The sequence below is a fragment of the Mycolicibacterium fluoranthenivorans genome (assembly GCF_011758805.1).
Classification (GTDB): Bacteria; Actinomycetota; Actinomycetes; order Mycobacteriales; family Mycobacteriaceae; genus Mycobacterium; species Mycobacterium fluoranthenivorans.
In genome coordinates this window covers 36,645-58,162 of the sequence record NZ_JAANOW010000001.1, presented here as the reverse complement: position 1 = coordinate 58,162, position 21,518 = coordinate 36,645, and the positions used below count along the sequence as shown (strand labels likewise).

The 21,518-nt window shown below is 66.8% G+C and carries 19 protein-coding genes; 7 read left to right on the top strand and 12 right to left on the bottom strand.

Features of this window, described 5'->3' with window-relative positions:
- The first annotated feature begins 31 nt into the window (after positions 1 to 31).
- Together FHU31_RS00300 and FHU31_RS00295 are read left to right on the top strand one after the other, a co-directional pair.
- Positions 32 to 394, top strand: coding sequence for a DUF427 domain-containing protein (locus tag FHU31_RS00300; protein ID WP_090362096.1), 363 nt, complete (start codon positions 32 to 34; stop codon positions 392 to 394).
- A gap of 9 nt (positions 395 to 403) precedes the next feature.
- Complete coding sequence (locus FHU31_RS00295; RefSeq protein WP_263987886.1) at positions 404 to 1,288, top strand: DNA-3-methyladenine glycosylase family protein; 885 nt, start codon at positions 404 to 406, stop codon at positions 1,286 to 1,288.
- Here FHU31_RS00295 and aqpZ read toward each other — a convergent pair.
- Together aqpZ and FHU31_RS00285 are read right to left on the bottom strand one after the other, a co-directional pair.
- Positions 1,285 to 2,055: an aquaporin Z gene (gene aqpZ, locus FHU31_RS00290; protein ID WP_167154477.1), complete on the bottom strand. Its 771-nt coding sequence runs from the start codon at positions 2,053 to 2,055 to the stop codon at positions 1,285 to 1,287. The two genes, FHU31_RS00295 and aqpZ, sit on opposite strands and share 4 nt — an antisense overlap.
- Before the next feature lie 261 nt (positions 2,056 to 2,316).
- Positions 2,317 to 3,141 carry a PaaI family thioesterase gene (locus FHU31_RS00285; protein ID WP_167154474.1) on the bottom strand — a complete coding sequence of 275 codons (825 nt, stop codon included), beginning with the start codon at positions 3,139 to 3,141 and terminating at the stop codon, positions 2,317 to 2,319.
- A 544-nt stretch (positions 3,142 to 3,685) separates the two neighbouring features.
- Between FHU31_RS00285 and gltB the strand changes: the two genes are divergently transcribed.
- Both gltB and FHU31_RS00275 read left to right on the top strand, forming a co-directional pair.
- Entirely contained in the window at positions 3,686 to 8,269 is a 4,584-nt protein-coding gene (gene gltB, locus FHU31_RS00280) for a glutamate synthase large subunit (protein WP_167154472.1), read from the top strand.
- Entirely contained in the window at positions 8,262 to 9,728 is a 1,467-nt protein-coding gene (locus FHU31_RS00275) for a glutamate synthase subunit beta (protein ID WP_167154470.1), read from the top strand. Before gltB ends, FHU31_RS00275 begins: the two co-directional genes overlap by 8 nt.
- A gap of 741 nt (positions 9,729 to 10,469) precedes the next feature.
- Here FHU31_RS00275 and FHU31_RS00270 read toward each other — a convergent pair.
- From FHU31_RS00270 to FHU31_RS31335, 5 genes are all read right to left on the bottom strand, one after another.
- Complete coding sequence (locus tag FHU31_RS00270; protein WP_167154467.1) at positions 10,470 to 11,312, bottom strand: LLM class F420-dependent oxidoreductase; 843 nt, start codon at positions 11,310 to 11,312, stop codon at positions 10,470 to 10,472.
- A gap of 77 nt (positions 11,313 to 11,389) precedes the next feature.
- Positions 11,390 to 12,811 (bottom strand): 9-bladed beta-propeller domain-containing protein, encoded by a 1,422-nt coding sequence (locus FHU31_RS00265; protein WP_167154465.1) that lies wholly within the window; start codon positions 12,809 to 12,811, stop codon positions 11,390 to 11,392.
- Positions 12,796 to 13,302, bottom strand: a complete 507-nt coding sequence (locus FHU31_RS00260; protein ID WP_167154463.1) for a YbaB/EbfC family nucleoid-associated protein — start codon at positions 13,300 to 13,302, stop codon at positions 12,796 to 12,798. Before FHU31_RS00260 ends, FHU31_RS00265 begins: the two co-directional genes overlap by 16 nt.
- Complete coding sequence (locus tag FHU31_RS00255) at positions 13,299 to 13,622, bottom strand: ESX-1 secretion-associated protein (protein ID WP_167154460.1); 324 nt, start codon at positions 13,620 to 13,622, stop codon at positions 13,299 to 13,301. The genes FHU31_RS00260 and FHU31_RS00255 overlap by 4 nt, the downstream gene beginning before the upstream one ends.
- Before the next feature lie 3 nt (positions 13,623 to 13,625).
- Complete coding sequence (locus FHU31_RS31335) at positions 13,626 to 14,600, bottom strand: EspA/EspE family type VII secretion system effector (protein ID WP_167154458.1); 975 nt, start codon at positions 14,598 to 14,600, stop codon at positions 13,626 to 13,628.
- 76 nt (positions 14,601 to 14,676) lie between these two features.
- On the opposite strand from FHU31_RS31335, the gene FHU31_RS00245 reads away from it, so the two are divergent.
- Both FHU31_RS00245 and FHU31_RS00240 read left to right on the top strand, forming a co-directional pair.
- Positions 14,677 to 15,690, top strand: a complete 1,014-nt coding sequence (locus FHU31_RS00245) for a PHP domain-containing protein (RefSeq protein ID WP_167154456.1) — start codon at positions 14,677 to 14,679, stop codon at positions 15,688 to 15,690.
- Between the two features lie 10 nt (positions 15,691 to 15,700).
- A complete protein-coding gene (locus FHU31_RS00240; protein WP_167154453.1) occupies positions 15,701 to 16,132 on the top strand; it encodes a hypothetical protein in 432 nt (143 codons plus the stop codon).
- On the opposite strand, the gene dinB is transcribed toward FHU31_RS00240, so the two are convergent.
- Both dinB and FHU31_RS00230 read right to left on the bottom strand, forming a co-directional pair.
- Positions 16,129 to 17,343 (bottom strand): DNA polymerase IV, encoded by a 1,215-nt coding sequence (dinB, locus tag FHU31_RS00235; protein ID WP_167154449.1) that lies wholly within the window; start codon positions 17,341 to 17,343, stop codon positions 16,129 to 16,131. The two genes, FHU31_RS00240 and dinB, sit on opposite strands and share 4 nt — an antisense overlap.
- A gap of 24 nt (positions 17,344 to 17,367) precedes the next feature.
- Positions 17,368 to 18,021, bottom strand: a complete 654-nt coding sequence (locus FHU31_RS00230; RefSeq protein WP_167154431.1) for a TetR/AcrR family transcriptional regulator — start codon at positions 18,019 to 18,021, stop codon at positions 17,368 to 17,370.
- A gap of 78 nt (positions 18,022 to 18,099) precedes the next feature.
- Between FHU31_RS00230 and FHU31_RS00225 the strand changes: the two genes are divergently transcribed.
- On the top strand, positions 18,100 to 19,569 hold the full coding sequence (locus FHU31_RS00225; RefSeq protein ID WP_167154429.1) for a flavin-containing monooxygenase: 1,470 nt from the start codon (positions 18,100 to 18,102) through the stop codon (positions 19,567 to 19,569).
- A 63-nt stretch (positions 19,570 to 19,632) separates the two neighbouring features.
- On the opposite strand, the gene rraA is transcribed toward FHU31_RS00225, so the two are convergent.
- From rraA to FHU31_RS00210, 3 genes are read right to left on the bottom strand one after another with little or no spacing between them, the layout of a single operon-like run.
- Positions 19,633 to 20,112, bottom strand: a complete 480-nt coding sequence (rraA, locus tag FHU31_RS00220; RefSeq protein WP_167154426.1) for a ribonuclease E activity regulator RraA — start codon at positions 20,110 to 20,112, stop codon at positions 19,633 to 19,635.
- Between the two features lie 23 nt (positions 20,113 to 20,135).
- On the bottom strand, positions 20,136 to 20,555 hold the full coding sequence (locus FHU31_RS00215) for a hypothetical protein (RefSeq protein ID WP_167154423.1): 420 nt from the start codon (positions 20,553 to 20,555) through the stop codon (positions 20,136 to 20,138).
- 59 nt (positions 20,556 to 20,614) lie between these two features.
- Positions 20,615 to 21,517 carry a CopD family protein gene (locus FHU31_RS00210; RefSeq protein WP_167154420.1) on the bottom strand — a complete coding sequence of 301 codons (903 nt, stop codon included), beginning with the start codon at positions 21,515 to 21,517 and terminating at the stop codon, positions 20,615 to 20,617.
- Position 21,518 lies beyond the last annotated feature (1 nt).

Sequence of the window (21,518 nt, the reverse complement as noted above, 5' to 3'; positions counted from 1 at the left end):
CACAGGCCGGTCGCCACACGTTGTCCACCGTATGACCGATCGTCTTGTGCTCGAGCCCGGCCCGGAGCACCCCATCACCATCACACCCACCGGCCGGCGGGTCACGGTGCGGGTCGACGGCGCCGTCGTCGCCGATACCGACGATGCGCTGACCCTGCAGGAGTCGAGCTACCCGGCCGTCCAGTACCTACCGCTGGCCGATGTCGTTCCCGGCGTGCTGACCCGCAGCGACACCTCGACCTACTGCCCGTACAAGGGTGAGGCGGGGTACTACGACGTGGCCGGCGTGCCGGATGCCATCTGGACCTACGAGCAGCCTTACCCGGCGGTGGCCGCGATCGCGGGCCGGGTGGCGTTCTATCCGGACAAGGCCGATATCACCCTGGCCCCCTAACCTGGAGCGGTGCCGACGAGCAGGGTGGCCTTCACCGGTCCCGTCAGCCCGGGCCTGACGCTCTTCCCGTTGCGCCGCGGGCCCGGTGACCCGTGCTTCCGCGTGGTGGACGGTGTGATCTGGCGCGCCAGCCTGATGCCCACCGGTCCGGTGACGGCCCGGATCAGCAGCACCCGCAACGTTGCCGAATGCGAGGCGTGGGGTGCCGGCGCGGACGAGTTCCTGGACGGGCTACCGGACTACCTGGGTGCCGATGACGACGCGTCGGGTTTCGCGCCGACCGAGCCGACGATCGCCGAGGCGCACCGCAGGGTGCCGCATTTGAGGCTGGGCCGAACCGGGCGGGTGCTGGAGGCGCTGATCCCGGCGATCATCGAACAACGGGTGTCGGGCAAGGATGCGTTCCGGGCCTGGCGGCTGTTGGTGACGAAATACGGTGCCCCCGCGCCGGGCCCGGCGCCGTCGGGGATGCGGGTGCCGCCGACGGCCGAGGTGTGGCGGCGCATCCCGTCCTGGGAATTCCACCGCGCCAACGTCGATCCCGGCCGGGCCCGCACCATCGTGGGCTGCGCGCAGCGGGCCGACGCGTTGGAGCGCTGTCGGAGTGAGGCGGGTTTGCGGTCGTTGCCCGGCGTGGGGGAGTGGACCGCCGCCGAGACGATGCAGCGCGCCTTCGGCGACGCCGACGCCGTGTCGGTGGGTGACTATCACCTGTCCAACATGGTGGGTATGACGTTGCTGGGGCACCGCATCGACGACGCGGCCATGCTCGAGCTGCTCGAGCCGATGCGGCCACACCGCCAGCGGGTGGTGCGGCTGCTCGAGGCCAGCGGCCTGGCGCGCAATCCGAGATTCGGTGCGCGCCAGGCCATTCCGAACTTGAAGGCGCTCTAGTTGGACCGTTCCAGCGCACTGTCGCGATCCGGTCGGTCCGCGAGCTGTTCGGCGACGCCGAACAGGAACGGATAGGCCACACCGGCGATGGCCGCGCCCACCAGCGGTGCCAGCCAGAACGCCCACAACTGGGCGGGTGCGCCGTCGCCGTTGAAGAACGCCACCGCCGTCGAACGGGCCGGGTTCACCGACGTGTTCGAGATCGGGATGGAGATCAGGTGGATCAGCGTCAGGGTGAGGCCGATGGAAAGGCCGGCAAAGCCTTTCGGCGCCCGATCATCGGTGGAGCCGAGGATCACCAACAGGAAGATCGCCGTCAGGACGACCTCGGTGACCAGCACGGCCACCAGCGAGAACCCGCCCGGTGAGTGCGCCCCGTAACCGTTGGCCGCCATGTTGCCGGTCGCGCGCCAGCCCTGCTGGCCGCTGGCCACGAAGTAGATGACACCGCCGGCCACCAGGCCGCCGAGCACCTGGGCCACCCAATAGAAGGGCAGCGCCGACCATTCCACCCGCCGGGCCAAGGCCGCGCCGAGCGTCACCGCCGGATTGAAATGACCGCCGGAGATGGTGCCGAAGGCGTAGACACCGGTGAGCACGGTGAGGCCGAATGCCAGTGCTACGCCGAGGAATCCGATGCCGAGCGAGGTGCCGTCGCCGGCCACGAACTTGGCGGCGAAGACAGCGCTACCGCAGCCGCCGAGAACGAGCCAGAATGTTCCGATGAATTCGGCGGCCAGCCGATGGCGCATGGTAGGTCTTGACATGACGAGCTCCTTTGCTGGACATGACGTCTGTCGTGAGGGTCGCACAGCAAGCGCCCAGCAAGGGGGAATGTGTCCGAATCTTGGCTGTTTAGAGACGGTTTCTCGATCGCGCTATCGCTGAGGCGGTCCAACCGCTGCACTCGATGGATGTCCACCCGGGGTGCGACCGATCAGAAGATAGGCGATGCCGACGGTGATCATCGTACGACGGAGCGAGGGGGCCGGCACTGATCGGATGCCAGCGACCAAACGCGGCGAGTGTCAGAGGTAAGCGGTGAGTCGCCCGACCAGGGCCAGCCGGCCGTCGGCGTCGAACGCCCGCGCGTCGGCCACGCCACTGCTGCGCCCGCTGTGCAACGCGGTTGCGGTGTAGTGGGATCGCGCACCGGAGATCAGCCGGCGCAGATAGTTCACCCGTAGCGAGGCGGTGTTCAGTGGCGCGTCACCCCGGTCGGCGTTGAGGGCTGCGGCACCCACCAGTTCCAGGCCCGCCGCGGCGACACCGCCGTGTACCGCGCCCAGGGTGTTGTTCACGGCGGGGTGGGAATGCTGCACGAGCACCGGCTCGGCGCCGCCGCCCTCGGCCACCTCGACGGCCATCAGGGCGTCGAGCGCGCCGGGTGCGGGCTCGGAATTGGCGACCGGTTCCTCGGCGGGCGCCGCCGGTGCGGAGACGGCGATGTAGAAGGTCCGGACGGTGCCCACCCCGATCTGGACCCCGCCGTGGCTGAGATCACAGACGGACAGCGACGTGGCGGTCGCGGTGCCCACCGGCCGGCTCTCCGCGAGCACCGGGATGGCCGGGTCGGAGGCGATCACGGCCAGTGCGTCCGGGGTGAACTCCATGGTCAGCTCGCTGGAGACCGTCCAGTGGCCGTCGGGGCGGCGCAGGTGGTTGGCGAAGCCGGCGATGTGATCGACGAGCACGGCCAGCGGAGCGAGGCTCGGCGTGCCGGTGAACGGGTTGCACAGGCCCGATACCGGCATGGTGGCGGCACAGCGTTCGGCATCGGCAGACAGGTTGGTGATCCCGAACCGGCCTGGTGGGGTGTTCAGCGGATACTCCGCCGTCGTTGAATTCGACATCGTGATGAGCTTGACACGGAGGGGCGGCCGCGGCGCGCGCGGTGATTCGCTGTGCGACCGAAGTGTCGGAAGTGACCGGTGGGATCGGTGAATCGACCGGGTGCGACGGTGCCTAAGAATCTGACCAGGCTTTGAGCAAATATGCTATTCAGTATCAGTGCAGTTGATCGAGATAGGTTGATATGGCTAGCAAACATCGATGAGATATTGCCCCCGGTGCGGAATTGTGCCGCGGGTGCGGGAGTGCTCATGAAAACTCAAGAACCGCAAGCGCTTTCATTGCTCGTGCGAATAGCGCACAGTGGCCGCGGGACCGCCTGGTCTCCGGGTTAGTTAGGTTTGACTAAGTTGGCATGTCAGGCGGTGTTTGTCATATCGTTTTTCCCAACTCAAGGCGAGCGGGACTGGCCGTCGTTCAATGCTGCACGAAAGGCACCGTGATCGCCTGGCCGGAAAGCCGGCGGATGCCGCTGGTCACAGCAGGCAGCAACACACCCGGCTTCACGCAAGCTCGGGCAAGATAGTGAAGGTCAGGTGGTATCCGGTGGGACCAGGGCCCAGTGGTCTGTACAACCCCGCATACGAGCACGATGCGTGCGGTGTGGCCATGGTCGCCGATATGCACGGCCGCCGTAGCCGCGACATCGTCGACAAGGCCATCACGGCCCTGCTGAACCTGGAGCACCGCGGTGCCGCCGGCGCCGAACCGAACACCGGCGATGGTGCGGGCATCCTGCTGCAGGTCCCCGACGAGTTCTTGCGTGCCGTGTGCGACTTCGACCTGCCCGAGGAGGGCAGCTACGTCACGGGCATCGCCTTCCTGCCGCAGTCGGCCCGCGACGCCAAGCTGGCCTGCGAGGCCGTGGAGAAGATCATCGAGGCCGAGGGCCTGACCCTGCTGGGCTGGCGGGATGTCCCGACCGACGATTCCTCGCTGGGCGCCTTGGCCCGCGACGCCATGCCGACGTTGCGCCAGGTGTTCATCGGCGGCGCCTCCGGCATGGACCTGGAACGGCGCGCCTTCGTGATCCGCAAGCGCGCCGAGCACGAACTGGGCACCAAGGGCCCCGGGCAGGACGGCCCCGGCCGTGAGACCGTGTACTTCCCAAGTCTTTCCGGCCAGACCCTGGTCTACAAGGGCATGCTCACCACGCCCCAGCTGCGGGCGTTCTACCTGGATCTTCAGGATGAGCGGCTGACCAGCGCGCTGGGTATCGTGCACTCGCGGTTCTCCACCAACACGTTCCCGTCGTGGCCGCTGGCGCATCCGTTCCGCCGCGTGGCGCACAACGGCGAGATCAACACCGTCACGGGCAACGAGAACTGGATGCGGGCGCGGGAAGCGCTGATCCACACCGACGTGTTCGGCTACCACAACGACCTGAACAAGATCTTCCCGGTCTGTACGCCCGGGGCCTCGGACACCGCGCGCTTCGACGAGGTTCTGGAACTGCTGCACCTGGGTGGGCGCAGCATCGCGCACGCCGTGCTGATGATGATCCCCGAGGCGTGGGAGCGCAACGAGGACATGGACCCGGCCCGGCGGGCCTTCTACCGCTACCACGGTTCGCTGATGGAGCCGTGGGACGGCCCGGCCTCGGTCTGCTTCACCGACGGCACCGTCGTCGGCGCTGTGCTGGACCGCAACGGCCTGCGCCCGTCGCGCATCTGGGTGACCGACAACGGTCTGGTGGTGATGGCCTCGGAGGCCGGCGTGCTCGACCTCGACCCGGCCACCGTGGTGCAGAAGCTCCGTCTGCAGCCCGGCCGGATGTTCCTGGTGGACACCGCCCAGGGCCGCATCGTCTCCGATGAGGAGATCAAGGCCGAGCTGGCCGCCGAGCATCCGTACCAGGAATGGCTGGATGCCGGCCAGTTCCACGTCGACGACCTGCCGCCCGGCGATTACGTCAAGATGCCGCACCATCGGGTTGTCCTGCGGCAGCAGGCGTTCGGCTACACCTACGAAGAGCTCAACCTGCTGGTGGCGCCGATGGCGCGCACCGGCGCCGAGGCGCTGGGCTCGATGGGCACCGACACCCCGATCGCGGTGCTCTCGCAACGCCCCCGGATGCTCTACGACTACTTCCAGCAGTTGTTCGCGCAGGTCACCAACCCGCCGCTGGACGCCATCCGCGAAGAGGTGGTCACCAGCCTGGCGGGTGTCATCGGTCCCGAGGGCGACCTGCTGAACCCGGACGAGAACTCGTGCCGCCAGATCGTGCTGTCGCAGCCGATCCTGCGTAACGCTGATCTGTCCAAGCTCATCCACGTCGATCCCGACCATGAGATCCGCGGCCGCAAGCACGGCATGCGGGCCGCCGTGGTGAGCTGCCTGTACCCCGTCGCCGACGGGGGTCCCGGGCTGCGCCGTGCGCTGGAGGAAGTCCGCGCCAAGGTGAGCCAGGCCATCCGCAACGGCGCGCGCATCATCGTGCTCTCCGACCGCGAATCCACCGAGTGGCTGGCACCGATCCCGTCGCTGTTGTCCGTCGCCGCAGTGCACCACCACCTGGTCCGGGAACGCACCCGCACCCAGGTCGGCCTGGTGGTCGAGACCGGTGACGCCCGCGAGGTGCACCACATGGCCATGCTGGTCGGCTTCGGCGCGGCCGCGATCAACCCGTACATGGCCTTCGAGTCCATCGAGGACATGGTCGACCGCGGCATCATCACCGGGCTGACCAGTGATGCGGCCAAGGCCAACTTCGTCAAGGCCGCCGGCAAGGGTGTGCTCAAGGTGATGTCCAAGATGGGCATCTCCACGCTGGCCTCCTACACCGGCGCGCAGCTGTTCCAGGCGGTCGGCATCAGCCAGCGGGTGCTCGACGAGTACTTCACCGGATTGCACTGCCCCACGGGCGGTATCGATCTGGACGATATCGCCGCCGACGTGTCCACCCGGCACCAGCTGGCCTACCTGGACCGGCCCGACGAATGGGCGCACCGGGAGCTCGAGGTCGGTGGCGAGTACCAGTGGCGGCGTGAGGGTGAGTACCACCTGTTCAACCCCGACACGGTGTTCAAGCTGCAGCACTCGACCCGCACCGGGCAGTACTCGGTGTTCAAGGAGTACACCAAGCTGGTCGACGACCAGAGCGAGCGGATGGCCTCGCTTCGTGGCCTATTCAAGTTCAAAGATGGTGTACGGCAGCCGGTTCCGCTCGATGAGGTGGAATCCGCCAGCGAGATCGTCAAGCGCTTCTCCACCGGCGCGATGAGCTACGGCTCGATCTCCGCCGAGGCGCACGAGACGCTGGCCATCGCGATGAACCGGCTCGGCGGCCGGTCGAACTCCGGCGAGGGCGGCGAGGCCGTCGAGCGATTCGAGCCGGACGCCAACGGTGACTGGCGTCGCAGCGCGATCAAGCAGGTCGCCTCGGGCCGCTTCGGTGTCACGAGCCACTACCTGACCAACTGCACCGATATCCAGATCAAGATGGCCCAGGGTGCCAAACCCGGTGAGGGCGGCCAACTTCCGGGGCACAAGGTGTACCCCTGGGTGGCCGAGGTGCGGCATTCGACGCCCGGCGTCGGGCTGATCTCGCCCCCGCCGCACCACGACATCTACTCGATCGAGGATCTGGCGCAGTTGATCCACGACTTGAAGAACGCCAACCCGGCGGCACGGGTGCACGTCAAGCTGGTGTCCGAGAACGGGGTCGGGACGGTGGCCGCGGGCGTGTCGAAGGCCCACGCCGACGTGGTGCTGATCTCCGGCCACGACGGCGGCACCGGTGCGACACCGCTGACCTCGCAGAAGCATGCCGGCGCCCCGTGGGAGCTGGGCCTGGCCGAGACGCAGCAGACCCTGCTGCTCAACGGGTTGCGTGACCGCATCGTCGTGCAGGTCGACGGTCAGCTCAAGACCGGTCGCGATGTCGTGATCGCCGCGCTGCTGGGGGCCGAGGAGTTCGGCTTCGCCACGGCGCCGCTGGTGGTGTCGGGTTGCATCATGATGCGCGTCTGTCATCTCGACACCTGCCCGGTGGGCGTGGCCACGCAGAATCCGGTGCTGCGGCAGCGCTTCAACGGCAAGCCCGAGTTCGTGGAGAACTTCTTCCTGTTCATCGCCGAGGAAGTCCGGGAGCTCATGGCGCAGCTCGGCTTCCGCACCGTGAACGAGATGGTCGGCCAGGTCGGGACGCTGGACACCCAGCGCGCTGCCGACTACTGGAAGGCGCACAAGCTCGACTTGTCGCCGGTGCTGCACGAGCCGGAGTCGGCGTTCATGAACCAGGACCTGTACTGCACGTCGGTTCAGGACCATGGGCTGGACAAGGCGCTGGATCAGCAGTTGATCGCGCAGAGCCGTGAGGCCATCGACAGCGGCACCGCCGTCAGCTTCACCACCAAGATCGCCAACGTGAACCGCACGGTCGGCACCATGCTGGGCCACGAGGTGACCAAAGTCTATGGCGCCGAAGGTCTTCCGGACGGAACCATCGACATCACGTTCGACGGATCGGCCGGTAACAGCTTCGGTGCGTTCGTGCCGCGCGGTATCAGTCTGACGGTCCGCGGGGACGCCAATGACTATGTGGGCAAGGGCCTTTCGGGTGGGCGCATCGTGGTGCGTCCGTCCGCCAGTGCCCCGGCGAACTACGTCGCCGAGGAGAACATCATCGGCGGAAACGTGATTTTGTTCGGCGCCACCAGCGGCCAGGCGTTCCTGCGCGGAGTGGTCGGCGAGCGTTTCGCCGTCCGCAACTCCGGTGCGCACGCCGTCGTCGAGGGTGTGGGCGACCACGGATGTGAGTACATGACCGGTGGCAAGGTCGTCATCCTCGGTCAGACCGGGCGGAACTTCGCCGCCGGTATGTCGGGTGGCGCCGCGTACGTCTACGACCCCGACAAGGTCTTGCCGGGCAACGTGAATGGGGAGATGGTCGATCTTGACGCTCTGGACGATGCCGACCTCGAATGGTTGCACGGCATGATCACCGCGCATGTGGATGCCACGGATTCGGCCGTGGGCCACCGGATCCTGGCCGACTGGCCGGCGCATCAGTCGAAGTTCGTGAAGGTGATGCCACGCGACTACAAGCGCGTGCTGTCGGCGATCGCCGCGGCTGAGGCTGCGGGCAGCGACGTCGACGAGGCGATCATGGCGGCGGCTCGTGGCTGATCCGTTCGGTTTTCTCAAGCACACGGTCCGGGAGACCCCGACCCGTCGCCCCGTGGACCTGCGTCTGAAGGACTGGAAAGAGGTCTACGAGGACTTCTCGAAGGACACCCTGCAGGTCCAGGCGTCACGCTGTATGGACTGCGGTATCCCGTTCTGCCACAACGGTTGCCCGTTGGGGAACCTGATCCCTGAGTGGAACGATCTGGTGTTCCGGGGCCGCTGGCGTGACGGTATCGAGCGACTGCACGCGACCAACAACTTCCCGGAGTTCACCGGTCGGCTGTGCCCGGCGCCGTGTGAGGCGTCTTGTGTGCTGGGCATCAACCAGGATCCGGTGACCATCAAGCAGGTCGAGGTCGAGATCATCGACAACGCCTGGGAGCAGGGCTGGGTCAAGCCGCTGCCGCCCGACGTGCTGACGGGCAAGAAGGTCGCCGTGGTCGGCTCCGGGCCGGCCGGGCTGGCTGCGGCCCAGCAGCTCACGCGTGCCGGTCACGAGGTGACGGTGTTCGAGCGCGCCGACCGCATCGGCGGGCTGCTGCGCTACGGCATCCCCGAGTTCAAGATGGAGAAGCGCCACATCGACCGCCGCCTGGAGCAGATGGCGGCCGAGGGCACCCAGTTCCGCACCGGCGTCAACGTCGGCGTCGACATCACCGTCGAGCAGCTGCAGGACGATTTCGACGCGGTGGTACTGGCCGGCGGTGCGACCGCGTGGCGCGACCTGCCGATCCCGGGCCGGGAGCTGGACGGGATCCACCAGGCCATGGAGTACCTGCCGTGGGCCAACCGCCTGCAGCAGGGCGATGACGTGGCCGGCCCTGACGGCCAGCCGCCGATCACGGCCAAGGGCAAGAAGGTCGTCATCATCGGCGGTGGCGACACCGGCGCGGACTGCCTGGGCACCGCACATCGCCAGGGCGCGGCCAGCGTGCACCAGTTCGAGATCATGCCGCGCCCGCCGGAGACGCGGGCGGATTCGACCCCGTGGCCAACCTACCCGCTGATGTTCCGGGTGGCCTCTGCGCACGAAGAGGGCGGCGAGCGGGTGTTCTCCGTCAACACCGAGCAGTTCGTCGGGACCGACGGCAAGGTGTCCTCGCTGAAGGTGCACGAGGTCAAGATGAATGCCGGGAAGTTCGAGAAGGTGGAGGGGTCGGACTTCGATCTGGACGCCGACATCGTCTTCCTGGCCATGGGCTTCGTGGGCCCGGAGCGCGAGGGTCTGCTGACCGATCTGGGCGTGGAGTTCACCGACCGCGGCAACGTGGCACGCTCCGATGACTTCCAGACGACCGTTCCGGGCGTGTTCGTGGCCGGTGACATGGGGCGTGGGCAGTCGCTGATCGTGTGGGCGATCGCCGAGGGCCGGGCGGCGGCCGCGGGCGTCGACCGGTTCCTGATGGGCGAGTCGGCCTTGCCGGCGCCGATCAAGCCCACCGCCGCGCCGCAGCGATGAGCGCTTGCGCGAAGAGCCGATAGGCGGCTGAGCGCTTGCGCGAAGAGCCGATAGAACAGCGGTAGATCGGGCGTTCACCGATTCGTCGCGAGATTGTTGTGGTTGCCCGCTGTCCTGGCAGAACGTGGCGATGACAACAATTTCGTGGCACGGGTTGGTCTCGGAGTGGTTGCACAACGCAACTCCAGCAACTCCAGTCACAGGAAAAACATCCGATTTTATGTCGGCGCGCCTCGCTGTGTTTGCTCTGTGAGCGTTATCTAATGATCTGGTAGGGGTCGTGCGGTAAAGTGACCCTCCGGTGCAGCTATACGCCCGACCGCAGGAGTTTTCACCGTGTACAACTTCCCGGATTCACGGTCACGAATGAGCCGAATTGCCTGGTCATGGTTCCGCCACCCAGTGAAGAGCCGCGAGTTTCCAGCTAAGCACGAGCGCCTGATCACCGCCGCGGAAATGCTCCGCTTCGGCGTCTGATCCAGTTTCATGACTCGCCCGTCACTGACGGGCGCGCTACTTTGCCGGTTGTGATCGCTTCGTAACCGTCAGCTCGGTAGCGCCGTTCGCCGACCAGATCGGCCGTCGGCACAAAAACTGATCACCACCGAACTGGCGTTTCACCGCGCAGATTCGTCGCGCAATGCACAGGATGTACCCAGAGAGCAGCGGCGCCGTCCCTGTTCTCGGCCGGACCGGCGGTTCCCGCAGGGTGACCTGCCCCCTGCGGGAACCGTCCCGAGCTCAGAGCTTGGCGTCCCGAATGGTCTCGGCCAGTGGCTCCAGCACCGCGGTGTCATAGGGCGGTGGCAGGTAGATGATGGCAAGATCCAGCCCCTCCTCGCCGAGCGCGGCAGCCTCGGCGACGACCCTGGCGTAGTCGCGGTCCTCGCCGAGCCGGACGTGCGCGGACAGCGTGATCTCCTTCGGGTCGCGCCCGATGTCGGCACAGTGCGACGCGAGCACCTCGCGTTTACGTGCGAACTCCTCCGGCGGGCCGCCGACGAAGTTCCAGTGATCGGCGTACTTGGCCGTGATGCGCAGGGTGCGCTTCTCACCGCTGCCGCCGATGCAGAACGGTGGATGCGGCTGTTGGGGACCCTTCGGCTCGTTGCGGGCGTCCTTGAGTTGATAGAACTTGCCGTCGAAGGTGGTGGTCTCCTGGCTGAGCAGGCCCTTGAGGACCTCGCAGGCCTCTTCGAAGCGGTCGAAGCGCTCTTTGATGCTGCCCAGTTCGATGCCGTAGGCGCCCGACTCCTCCTCGTTCCACCCTGCGCCGATGCCGAGTTCGAGCCGGCCGTTGGAAATGATGTCCAGCGCAGCCGCCATATTGGCGAGCACCGCGGGATGGCGGTAATGGATGCCGGTGACCAGCACACCCACCCGCAGCCGCTTGGTGGCCTGGGCCAGTGCGGTCAGCGTGGTCCAGCCCTCCAGGCAGGGGCCGGTGGAGTCGGAGAAGATCGGATAGAAGTGATCGAAGGTCCAGCCCGATTCGAAGACGTCGATGTCATCTGCGGCTTCCCAGATGGCCAGCATGTCGGCCCATGGCGTGTTCTGCGGGGATGTCTTGAATGCGAATCTCACACATCCCGAAACTAGTCCGCGCGAGCGGTTCATTCCGGAGACTTGTTGGCAATTCGGTGTGAATGCCGCGCCCGGAGTCAGCTGGGCGCCACGAGTGACATCAGTTCTCTTCCGTCGTCGGATAATTGGACGAGCGTGGTGTTGATGCGCCACAGTTTGCGAAACGAGCCGACCGGGGACTGCGTTGTCCACAGCGTGTCACAGGTGGTGAGGTCGACGGCCGCGAGCGTCCTGACGGTGTCGGCGTAACCGTGGTAGCCGAGGGCGACCCTGCCGTCACTTGCGAAGTATCCGCTCGGCAGGTCACAGGCTTTCATCTCCGCGCCAGACTTCAGGTCATACTGGTGCTTGTCCTCCCGCTGGTCACCACTGATCAGCAAGAAGTCTCCGATGACGGCCGGCTGCGCATCATCCGGAGCCGCCCGTTGGATGAGTACTTCGCCCCGGGTGTTGAACAGGGCCCATCCTCCGCCGGTCAGGTTCACCAGGGGCAAACCGCCCGATCCGACGAGCGTTCCTGGGGCGCTGTTGCGCCCCGCGCGTCGGCCGGTGTCGTCGAAGAATTGAACATCCGTGGTGCCGCGTGGAACAGCCACCTCGGCCGCGAATCCGCCGAGATAGGTGACGGCCCGCTCTTGCTGCTGGCCGGCAGCGATCTCGGGCCGGACGACAGTGCCGTCTTTCAGTGAGAAGGTGATGGTGCGGTCGGCTCCGCGTCCGGCAGATTGTGTGGCCAGGCTCGGCGGCGCGAACAGGAACGGGTTGCGAACGTCTGTGTCGAGGGTTCCATAGCCGGGTACGAACCAGCTGGTGTTCGCAGTCGGGCCGATGCCGTAGATGCCTTCGTACTGTTTCATCGCCACGGCGTAGATGCCGACCTGCTGCATGATGAATCTCGAGGAGTAGACCGTCAGCGGAGTCGGCCCGCTGTATTCGACTACTCCGCTGTGACTGTTGATAACCCACGCGGTGGTGTCGTTGGCGTCGTCCGTCAAGCACAGGACGGCGTCTGGGCCATTGAGGTAACACCTGGGGCGGGCGTGACTGGCGATGAGCGGAACCGGGCGGAACACTCGGCCGCCATTGCTCACGTCGACGGCAACCAACCACCACTGCGGGGCGGGCGCACCCACGTTGCCCACCATGAAGAAGGCCCGGTCGTCGACGTTACCCAGGTAAGAGTCCGATCTGAACGGAGCGGGATCGTTGGCGAACAGGGGTGGCGTCGAAGGCGCGGCATCCGTCACGCCGAGATCGGTTGTCGTAGTGCGCCATCCGGGCACCGGCCGCACCTGCATCGGTGACGAGAGAAGGGCTTGAGTCGGAGGCTGCCACTCGCCGCGTGTGAAGGTGACGTTGTCGGTCGTCTTCGTCAGGGCGCGCTGCCCGACGAGAGTGACGATCGTGATGACAAGTGCTGGGACGGCCAAGAGCACGACGAGGATGATCAGCCAGATTCGTCTGTAGGGCTGTGGAACCGACCTCATTGACGCCGCCACTCCTCTTTCGCCGCATATCGATGGGCGAAGAGCTGTGCGCGCTCGGCCACCACGACATCAGGGGGCGGCAGGCGTAGTTCGCGCTCCAGGAAGCTACGGGTGTTGACCGAGTCATGACCACGACGTTGCATGAGCGCGGCGATCACAAGGTGTTGTCCCGCAAGCGCTTGCCGGGTGGCGAGCCTGGCGATGGCGACGATTTCCTGTGCGAGTTCGATCTCGGTCATGGACGACACCTTGGGGTCCAGATCGACGCGTAGCACCCTGCCGTCCAGGAGCGCGGTCACCGAGACCGTGCCTTGCGGGTTGGTTGCGGTGAAGACGACGGTGAGGAGATCGTCGTCAGTGTTCGAGCCAAGCTCGTCGAGAATTCCTGCCGTGTCAGCGTCATCGGATACGTAGACCGCGAAGGCTTCAAACACCGATGTCTCGTCAGCGTGCCTCTGATCGTCGTCATCGTCGTCCCACGATCCCCCGGCCGAATCGCTCACATGCGCCCGGCTTGGCTGATGCGCTTTCCTGCTCGATAGTCGGCATTGTCGTAATGGTCCGCCGCGGTGGTGAGCTTCTCGGAGAGGTCATTCGACGCCGTGTGCAACGCCGAACCCGCGGCATTACGCGCCCCATCGGCGGCCGCCAGAGCGTTGGTCGTCAGAAAACAGACGAGCCCATGGGTACTCGATACGCGGTCGGCGACACCGGCGATGGCCCGGTTCGCCCCGGTGATTTGGTCTGCGGCAGAGCGCTGCTTACTCGACAGCTTCCTGACTTGTTCGGTCAAGACATGAAGGTTGTCGGCTTCTACCGTCACTGGTCACCCTCCTGCTGCCGTCGCGGAACCGTAGGGGATTCCGGGACTGTTCGGTGGTTCATCGGGACGCGGAACGTCGAACGAACGGTCGTTGTTGAGTCGCCCCGGCGCAGTGCCATCTGCGATGTCTGCAGCCTGGGACACGAACGGCTCGCCCTCGCCCGGCTGCTCTGTCTGCGGCAGATCCGGTCTTGCAGGAAGGTCCGCTGCGGCAACGTAACTGTCGATCTGGGCGCGAACACGGAGCGCATTCTGCGCGGCGTCGGCGACGAGAACTGCCATCGTGGTGTTCGTGGTCAGCAGTGCGGCCGAGGCCGCAGCGATGTCGGCCACCGCCTTCGCCTGTGCCAGGCCTGGAACGAAGTTCATCCATGCGGTGGCTGCCCCGTAGTCCGAAAGATATTGGTTCGTCTCGTCGAGTGTTCTACGGGTCCGACTCACCTGGGTTGCTTCGGCGCCGAGGATGTTCGCGATCTCCTGGTCGGCGCCTTGGACGGCGGAGGCGTGCTTGCGGTGAGCGCTGTTGGTGGCGGTGTAGGTCTCGGCCGCTCTGCCGTTCCACCGATCGTCTCGCGGATCCGCGTCCGACAGGGTCTGCACCACCTCCTGCATCCGGACCGCCGAATCGTGGTAGCCGTTGCCGTCCTCGGGATCACCGGAGCCAGTGGTGGCCTTCTCGGCCTCGATCGCCAACTGCGCGGCGGACAGAATCTTGGAATCGGCCAGCTTGCCCAGCGCGGACCCGGCGTACTTCTCCGCGATCTGCCTGGGCACCTCGGTCAGCCCCATGCCCAGCCCACCCAGGCCGTTCAGGACATCGCCCACATCGCCGATGACCTTGCGGCCGTCGGTCAACGCTCCGTGGGCGTCGAGGGTCACGACGTCCTGGAAGAGTTTCGGGACGTCCTGGATGCCGCTGCGGATTCCGTTACCGAGGTCGAACAGGTCCTTGAGAAGATCGCTACCGCCGTCACCCACGCACCATCACCCCCATCCGGCAGCTTAACAAGGCCCCACGGTGTGCCGGAGCACGTTTTCGCGGCACACTGAATCGATGGACCCGGTTGCCGCGCTGCGCGAGATCGCCTATTTCAAGGACCGGGCGCGCGAGGAATCCCGGCGAGTGATGGCCTACCGCAAGGCCGCCGACGTGGTCGAGGCGCTGACCGACGAGCAGCGGGCCAAGCTGGGGCGCACCAACGGCTGGCAGGCGCTGCCCGGCGTCGGGCCCAAGACCGCCAAGGTCATTGCACAGGCCTGGGCGGGCCGCGAGCCCGATACCCTCGCCGAATTGCGGAAGAACGCAACAGATCTCGGTGGCGGCGACATCCGCGGCGCGCTCAAGGGCGATCTGCATCTGCACTCGAACTGGTCGGACGGATCGGCGCCGATCGCCGAGATGATGGCGACCGCGCAGCGGCTCGGTCACGAATACTGCGCGCTGACCGATCATTCCCCGCGGCTCACCATCGCCAACGGGCTCTCGCCGGAGCGGCTACGACACCAGCTCGACGTGATCGACGAACTGCGCGAAGAGTTCTCGAGCACCAAGCCGATGCGCATCCTGACCGGTATCGAGGTGGACATCCTCGACGACGGAAGTCTCGACCAGGAACCCGCCCTGCTGGAGCGCTTGGACGTCGTCGTGGCCAGTGTGCACTCCAAACTCGCCATGGATGCCGATGCCATGACCAGGCGGATGGTCCGCGCGGTGGAGGGCGGCCACGCCGATGTGCTCGGCCACTGCACGGGCCGGCTGGTGGAGGGCAGCCGCGGTACCAGGCCCGAGTCGAAGTTCGATGCGGAGCGGGTGTTCACCGCCTGCCGCGACAACGGCGTTGCCGTCGAGATCAATTCGCGCCCGGAACGCTGCGATCCGCCGGACCGCCTGCTGAGCCTGGCGATCGAGATCGGTTGCGTGTTCAGTATCGACACCGACGCGCACGCACCCGGTCAGCTGGACTTCCTCGGCTACGGGGCGCAGCGGGCGCTGGACGCCGGGGTCCCGCAGGACCGCATCGTCAACACCTGGACGGCCGAGCGACTCCTGGCGTGGACGGCTTCCTAGACTCGGCGCGATGAGCACGCATCTTGGCATCGACACCGTCGTCACCCTGCTGGCGACCGGGCTGATCTTCCTGGTGGCGCTCATCCTCGGCGCCTGGAAGTACCGGCAGATGGCGACCAGCCCGGACCATCTGGCCCACCCCTACGTCGACATCGCGCACCGCGCGGCGCTGTTGTACTCCTTCGCCACCTTGCTGATCGCGGTGTTCGTCGAGCTCAGCGCCTGGCCGACGTGGCTGAACCTCACGGCCGCAATGGTTGTGGTGTTCTTCTTCGTGGCGGCCATCGGGGCTTATGTCCAGCACGGTCTGCGGCGCGACACCACCAATCAGTTCGAGCGGCCCGTCCCGGGGCTGCACGCCGCAATGGTGGCACTCATGGCCGGTGAGATCGGCGGGTTCCTGGTGCTGTTCAGCGGCTTTGTCGCCGCGCAATGCGGCTAGTCCGGCAGCATGGGCATCTCCAATCCCTGGTCGCGTCCGAGTAGCACGCCTCGGGTCAGCATCGCGTTCCCGAATCGCTGCCGGACCCGGTCCACGGCGGTGTCGATGGCCACGGGATCGGCGGCGCCGCCGAACGGCAGCTCCAGTTGAGTGGCTCCGTCCCGGTCGATATTGGATACCGCGAAGCCGACCAGGGTCAGGCCGCGTTCACCGATGATCGGTGCCGCACCGGCCATCAGCTCGCGGGCGGCGGCCAGCACCGCCTCGGTGGACGCGGTGGCCCGGGCGAGAGTATGCGACCGGGTGGCCCGGCCGAAATCGTCGAACCGCAGCCGGAGCACCACCGTGCGTCCGGTGCGCCCCGACGCCCGCATGCGTCTGGTGATCCGGTCGACGAGGTTGACGACCACCACATCGATCTCTTTGTCGGACATGGTGTTTCCGGCTCGCCCAAGTGCCCGCTGGGCACCCACCGAGCGCCGGCGCACGCCGGTGACCACTCGCCGGCGATCGATATTGCGGGACAGGCAGAACAGTTGGTGCCCCATGGCGCCGCCGACCATCGCGCCCAGCGAGCTCTCGCTCAGTTCGGCGACATCGGCGACGGTGCGGATGCCGTGCGCGTGCAGCTTCTCGGCGGTCTTGGCGCCCACACCCCACAGGCTGCGCACCGGCAGCGGGTGCAGGAACGCCAGCTCGCGATCGGGTGGCACCAGGAGGAGCCCGTCCGGTTTCGCCTGCTGGCTGGCGACCTTGGCGAGGAATTTGGTGCGGGCGATGCCCACCGTGATGGGCAGCCCGGCCCGGTCGCGGACGTGTTCGCGCAATGCCGCCCCGATCTGCACCGGGGTGCCCGACACCCGGGCCAGGCCGGAGACGTCGAGGAAGGCCTCGTCCACCGAGAGCGGTTCGACCAGCGGGGTGGTGTCATGGAAGACGTCGAAGACGACGCGGCTGGCCTGCGAGTAGGCCGACATGCGGGGCGGGACCACGATGGCGTGTGGGCACAGCCGCCGGGCTTGATGGCCGCCCATGGCGGTGCGCACGCCGTAGGCCTTCGCCTCGTAGCTGGCCGCCAGCACCACCCCGCCGCCCACGATCACCGGGCGGCCGCGCAGCGCCGGGTCATCCCGCTGCTCTACCGAGGCGTAGAACGAGTCGAGATCAGCGTGCAGGATGTGCGCTGAAGGCACGGGCCGAGACACGAACATATGTTCGCATCGGGTGCCGACAGGTCAGGGCGTGCTGCCGTAGATGCTGGTCAACCAGATGTGGGTGAGCGTGTCGACGACGCGGGCATGCTCCACTGCCAGCTGATCACCGGCCAGGGTGGCCATCATCATCCGCTCGTTCATCAGGTTCAGCGAGGTCGCTAGATCCGAGGCCGCGATGGTCTCGGCGGCGGCGCCGCGCTCACGTTCGACCTTGATGAGCGCCGCGGTCATGGCGATCCACTTCTGCATCAAGCCCTGCCAGACCGCCCGGAACTCCGGGCTGACCGACACCGCCTCGACGCCGGCCCGCGCGGTGGCGGGGTGGGAGCCGAACGAGCTGAAGAAGATCTCGATGCCCCGGCGGATCGCGCGCTTCGGATCGGCGGGCATGTCCTCCAGTGCACTGTCGAATCCGGTGTCGGCAAGTTTGATCAGCGGATCCAGAAGCGTCAGCAGGACCGCTTCCTTCGAGGCGAAGTAGAAGTAGAACGTCGGCCGGGAGATACCGGCTCCCTTGGCCAGGTCGTCGACGGAGATGTCGGCGAAGGCGCGCTCCTCGAGCAGGCGCTGCGCAGTCGCCAGGATGGCCGCTTCGCGATCGTCGCCGGAGGGGCGGGTCGCGCGGCGGCCGCGGGCGGTCTTCGCCGGGCTCTGCCTCACATCGGGCTGCGTCATCACCAGGCACTTTACGCCATGTCGAAAATTTCAACACACCGTTGACCGACTCGACACTGTGTTGATACCGTCGGTCCCATGAACGAACACTTCGATGTCGTCATCGTCGGTGCCGGCATCTCCGGTGTCAGCACCGCATGGCACCTGCAGGAACGCTGCCCGTCCAAGAGCTACGTCATCCTGGAGCGTCGCGAGAACATCGGCGGCACCTGGGACCTGTTCAAGTACCCGGGCATCCGCTCCGACTCGGACATGTTCACCCTCGGCTTCCGGTTCAAGCCGTGGACCTCGGCCCGCTCGATTGCCGACGGCCCCGCGATCTGGAACTACATCAACGAGGCCGCCCAGGAAAACGGTATCGACAAGCACATCCGCACCGGTCAGAAGGTGATTGCCGCCGACTGGTCCGATGCCGACAACAGGTGGACCGTCACCGTCGAGACCGACGGCGAAGAGAAGCAGATCACCGCGTCGTTCCTGTCGGTCTGCAGTGGCTACTACAACTACGACGAGGGCTACACCCCGACCTTCACCGGTTCGGAGGACTTCAAGGGCCAGATCATCCATCCGCAGCATTGGCCGGAGGATCTGGACTATGCCGGCAAGAAGATCGTCGTGATCGGCTCCGGGGCCACCGCCGTCACCCTGATCCCGTCGCTGGTCAACGGCGGCGCGGGCCATGTCACCATGCTGCAGCGCTCGCCCACCTACATCGGCTCACTGCCGCTGGAGGATCCGGTGGCCAAGCAGGCCAACAAGTATCTGCCGAAGAACGCGGCGCACTGGGTCAACCGGTGGAAGGCCATCGCCTACGCCACCGCGCAGTACCAGCTGGCCCGTAAGTTCCCGGCCGTGTTCAAGAAGGCACTACGCGAGATGGCGACCCGCCGACTGCCCGCGGACTTCGACTACGAGAAGCACTTCAGCCCGCGCTACAACCCCTGGGATGAGCGAGTCTGCTTGGCACCCAACGGCGATCTGTTCAAGGCCATCCGGTCCGGTAAGGCCGGCGTGGTCACCGACACCATCGACCGGTTCACCGAGACCGGTATCAAGCTGACCTCCGGTGAAGAGCTGGCGGCCGACATCATCATCACCGCAACAGGTTTGAACATGCAGCTGTTCGGCGGCGCGAAGGCGCTGCGCAACGGCCAGCCCATCGACCTCACCAAGTCGATGACCTACAAGGGCCTGATGCTCTCCGGTGTGCCGAACATGGCGATCACCTTCGGGTACACCAACGCGTCCTGGACGCTGAAGGCCGACCTGGTGTCGGAATTCATCTGCCGCGTACTGAACTTCATGGACGACAACGGATTCGACCGTGTCGAACCGCAGCATCCCGGTGCGGCCGTCGATGAGGAGCCGTTCATGGACTTCACCCCGGGCTACTTCCGGCGGGCCATGGACAGCCTGCCCAAGTCGGGTTCGGAAGCGCCGTGGCGGCTCAAGCAGAACTACTTCTTCGACCTTCGGACCATCCGGTACGGCAAGGTCGACGAGGAGTCGCTGCACTTCACCAAGCACCGTGCGGCCGTGACGGTGTAACCGCGACAAGACGCGAATACCCCCGGAATCCACGGATTCCGGGGGTATTCGCGTTCGGCCGTCCTAGGGGGCGACGACGACGATTCCGTCCTCGTCGCTGTAGGCGATCTCGCCGGGGAGGAAGTTGACGCCGCCGAAGGTGACCGCGACATCACGTTCCCCGGCACCGGTTTTGGTGCCCTTACGCGGATTGGTGCCCAGTGCCTTGATGCCGACATCGATGGTGCGCAGCGTCGCGGCGTCGCGCACCGCCCCGTGCACGATGACACCGGCCCACCCGTTGTCGCGCGCCAGGCCGGCGATGATGTCGCCGACCAGCGCGGTGTGCAGGGAACCGTCGCCGTCGACGACGAGTACCCCGCCTTCGCCGGGTGTGGACAGAATCGACTTCAGCAGCGCGTTGTCCTCGAAACACCGCACGGTGGTGATCCGGCCGGCGAAGCTGGTGCGCGCGCCGTAGTTCTGTAGCTGCAGATCGCAGCTGCGGACGTCGGGATAGATCTCATCGACCAGGTCGGCGGTGGCGCGGGGTTCGATACTCACGCCATCGATGCTAGCGAGGTGGCTCAGTCCTGTTCGTCGGACCCGCGGCGGGCCAGGTACACCACGAGCACCGCGAGCACGGCGGCCGCCAGGGCCGCGGCCAACGGCCAGCGGGATTGCTCCGGACCGGGCGACGGTACCGCGACGAGTTGCGCGGGCGCCGTGGCCACAGTCGACTTAGCCTGGGCGGCAACTTCTTTGGCCGGTGACAGCGGCTCGGCCGGGACGGGCTTCGGAGCCGCGGGCGGCGGGGGCACTTTCTTGGCCGGGGTGGCCTTCTTGGCGGGCGCGACCTTCTTGACCGGGGCTGCCTTCTTGGCCGGGGTGGCCTTCTTCACAGGAGCCTTCTTCGCCGGGGCTTTCTTGACCGGTGCCTTCTTCGCAGGCGGAACCGGTGGCTGCTCACTCGGTGTCTCGTCGGGCCGGTCCGGCTCGTCGGCCATGTGGGGCGCTCCTTCGCTGTGGCACAGACAGTGGTTCCATCATGCCAGTCGGGTAATCGCTAGCCGGTGACCGCCAGCGCGGCAGCAAGCGTCAGGGCCACGGTCATGAGAGCCAACTCGGTGTAGGACCGCCGGCTGGAGGTGGCCGCCGTCACCCGATGTCCCCGAGCCGACGGCAGCCAATCGGTCCGGTTGTGCCAGGCCAGGCCCAGGAGCGCGGCGGTGAACAGCACCTTGGCCAAGACCAGCCGCCCGTAGCCGGTGCTCCACAACTGAGTGGGCGCGTCGAGTGTCACCACGGCACTGCCGATCCCGCCCACCAGCAGCACCACCACACTCCACAGGGACAGCGCCGAGAACCGTGGCAGCACGCGAGCCCACTGGCCGCGATGACCGACGGTGAGCACCAGTGCCGCCAGCAGGCCGCACCAGACGGCCGCGGCAAGGGCGTGCAGGGTGACCGCGATCCCGCCGAACGCGTTCTCGGAGAGATGGCCGGCCAGCGTGCGCGAGGTGGTGCCGATCGCGGCGATTCCGGCGACCGCGACCCCGACGGTGGGTGTCCGCCACCAGATGGTCAGGGCGCCCACCAGCGCCGCGGCCAACACGCTGATCAGGTCGGCCCGGCCGGCCACCGTCGATATCGCGTATTCGACGGTGGTCCGGACCCCGAGGGTGCTCAGCGGCACGGCCGCGGTGGCTGCGGCGGCGGTGCACAGCCGGGCCACCTCCGCGACCAGCCACAACGCCGCGGCGACCGTCAACGCCGCGGCGCTGCGCGTGGCCAGTTCGTCGCGGTAGCGCGGGACGTCCAGCATCGGCACCAACGCCAAGCCGAGCACCACCACCGCGGCCACGTCGGCCGCGGCCCGGGTCACGGTGACGCCGACCGCCACCTGCGGGTAGGTCAACGCCCAGGCCAGGAGGAGTCCGACCACCAGCGCCGCCAGGCCCCCGAGCATT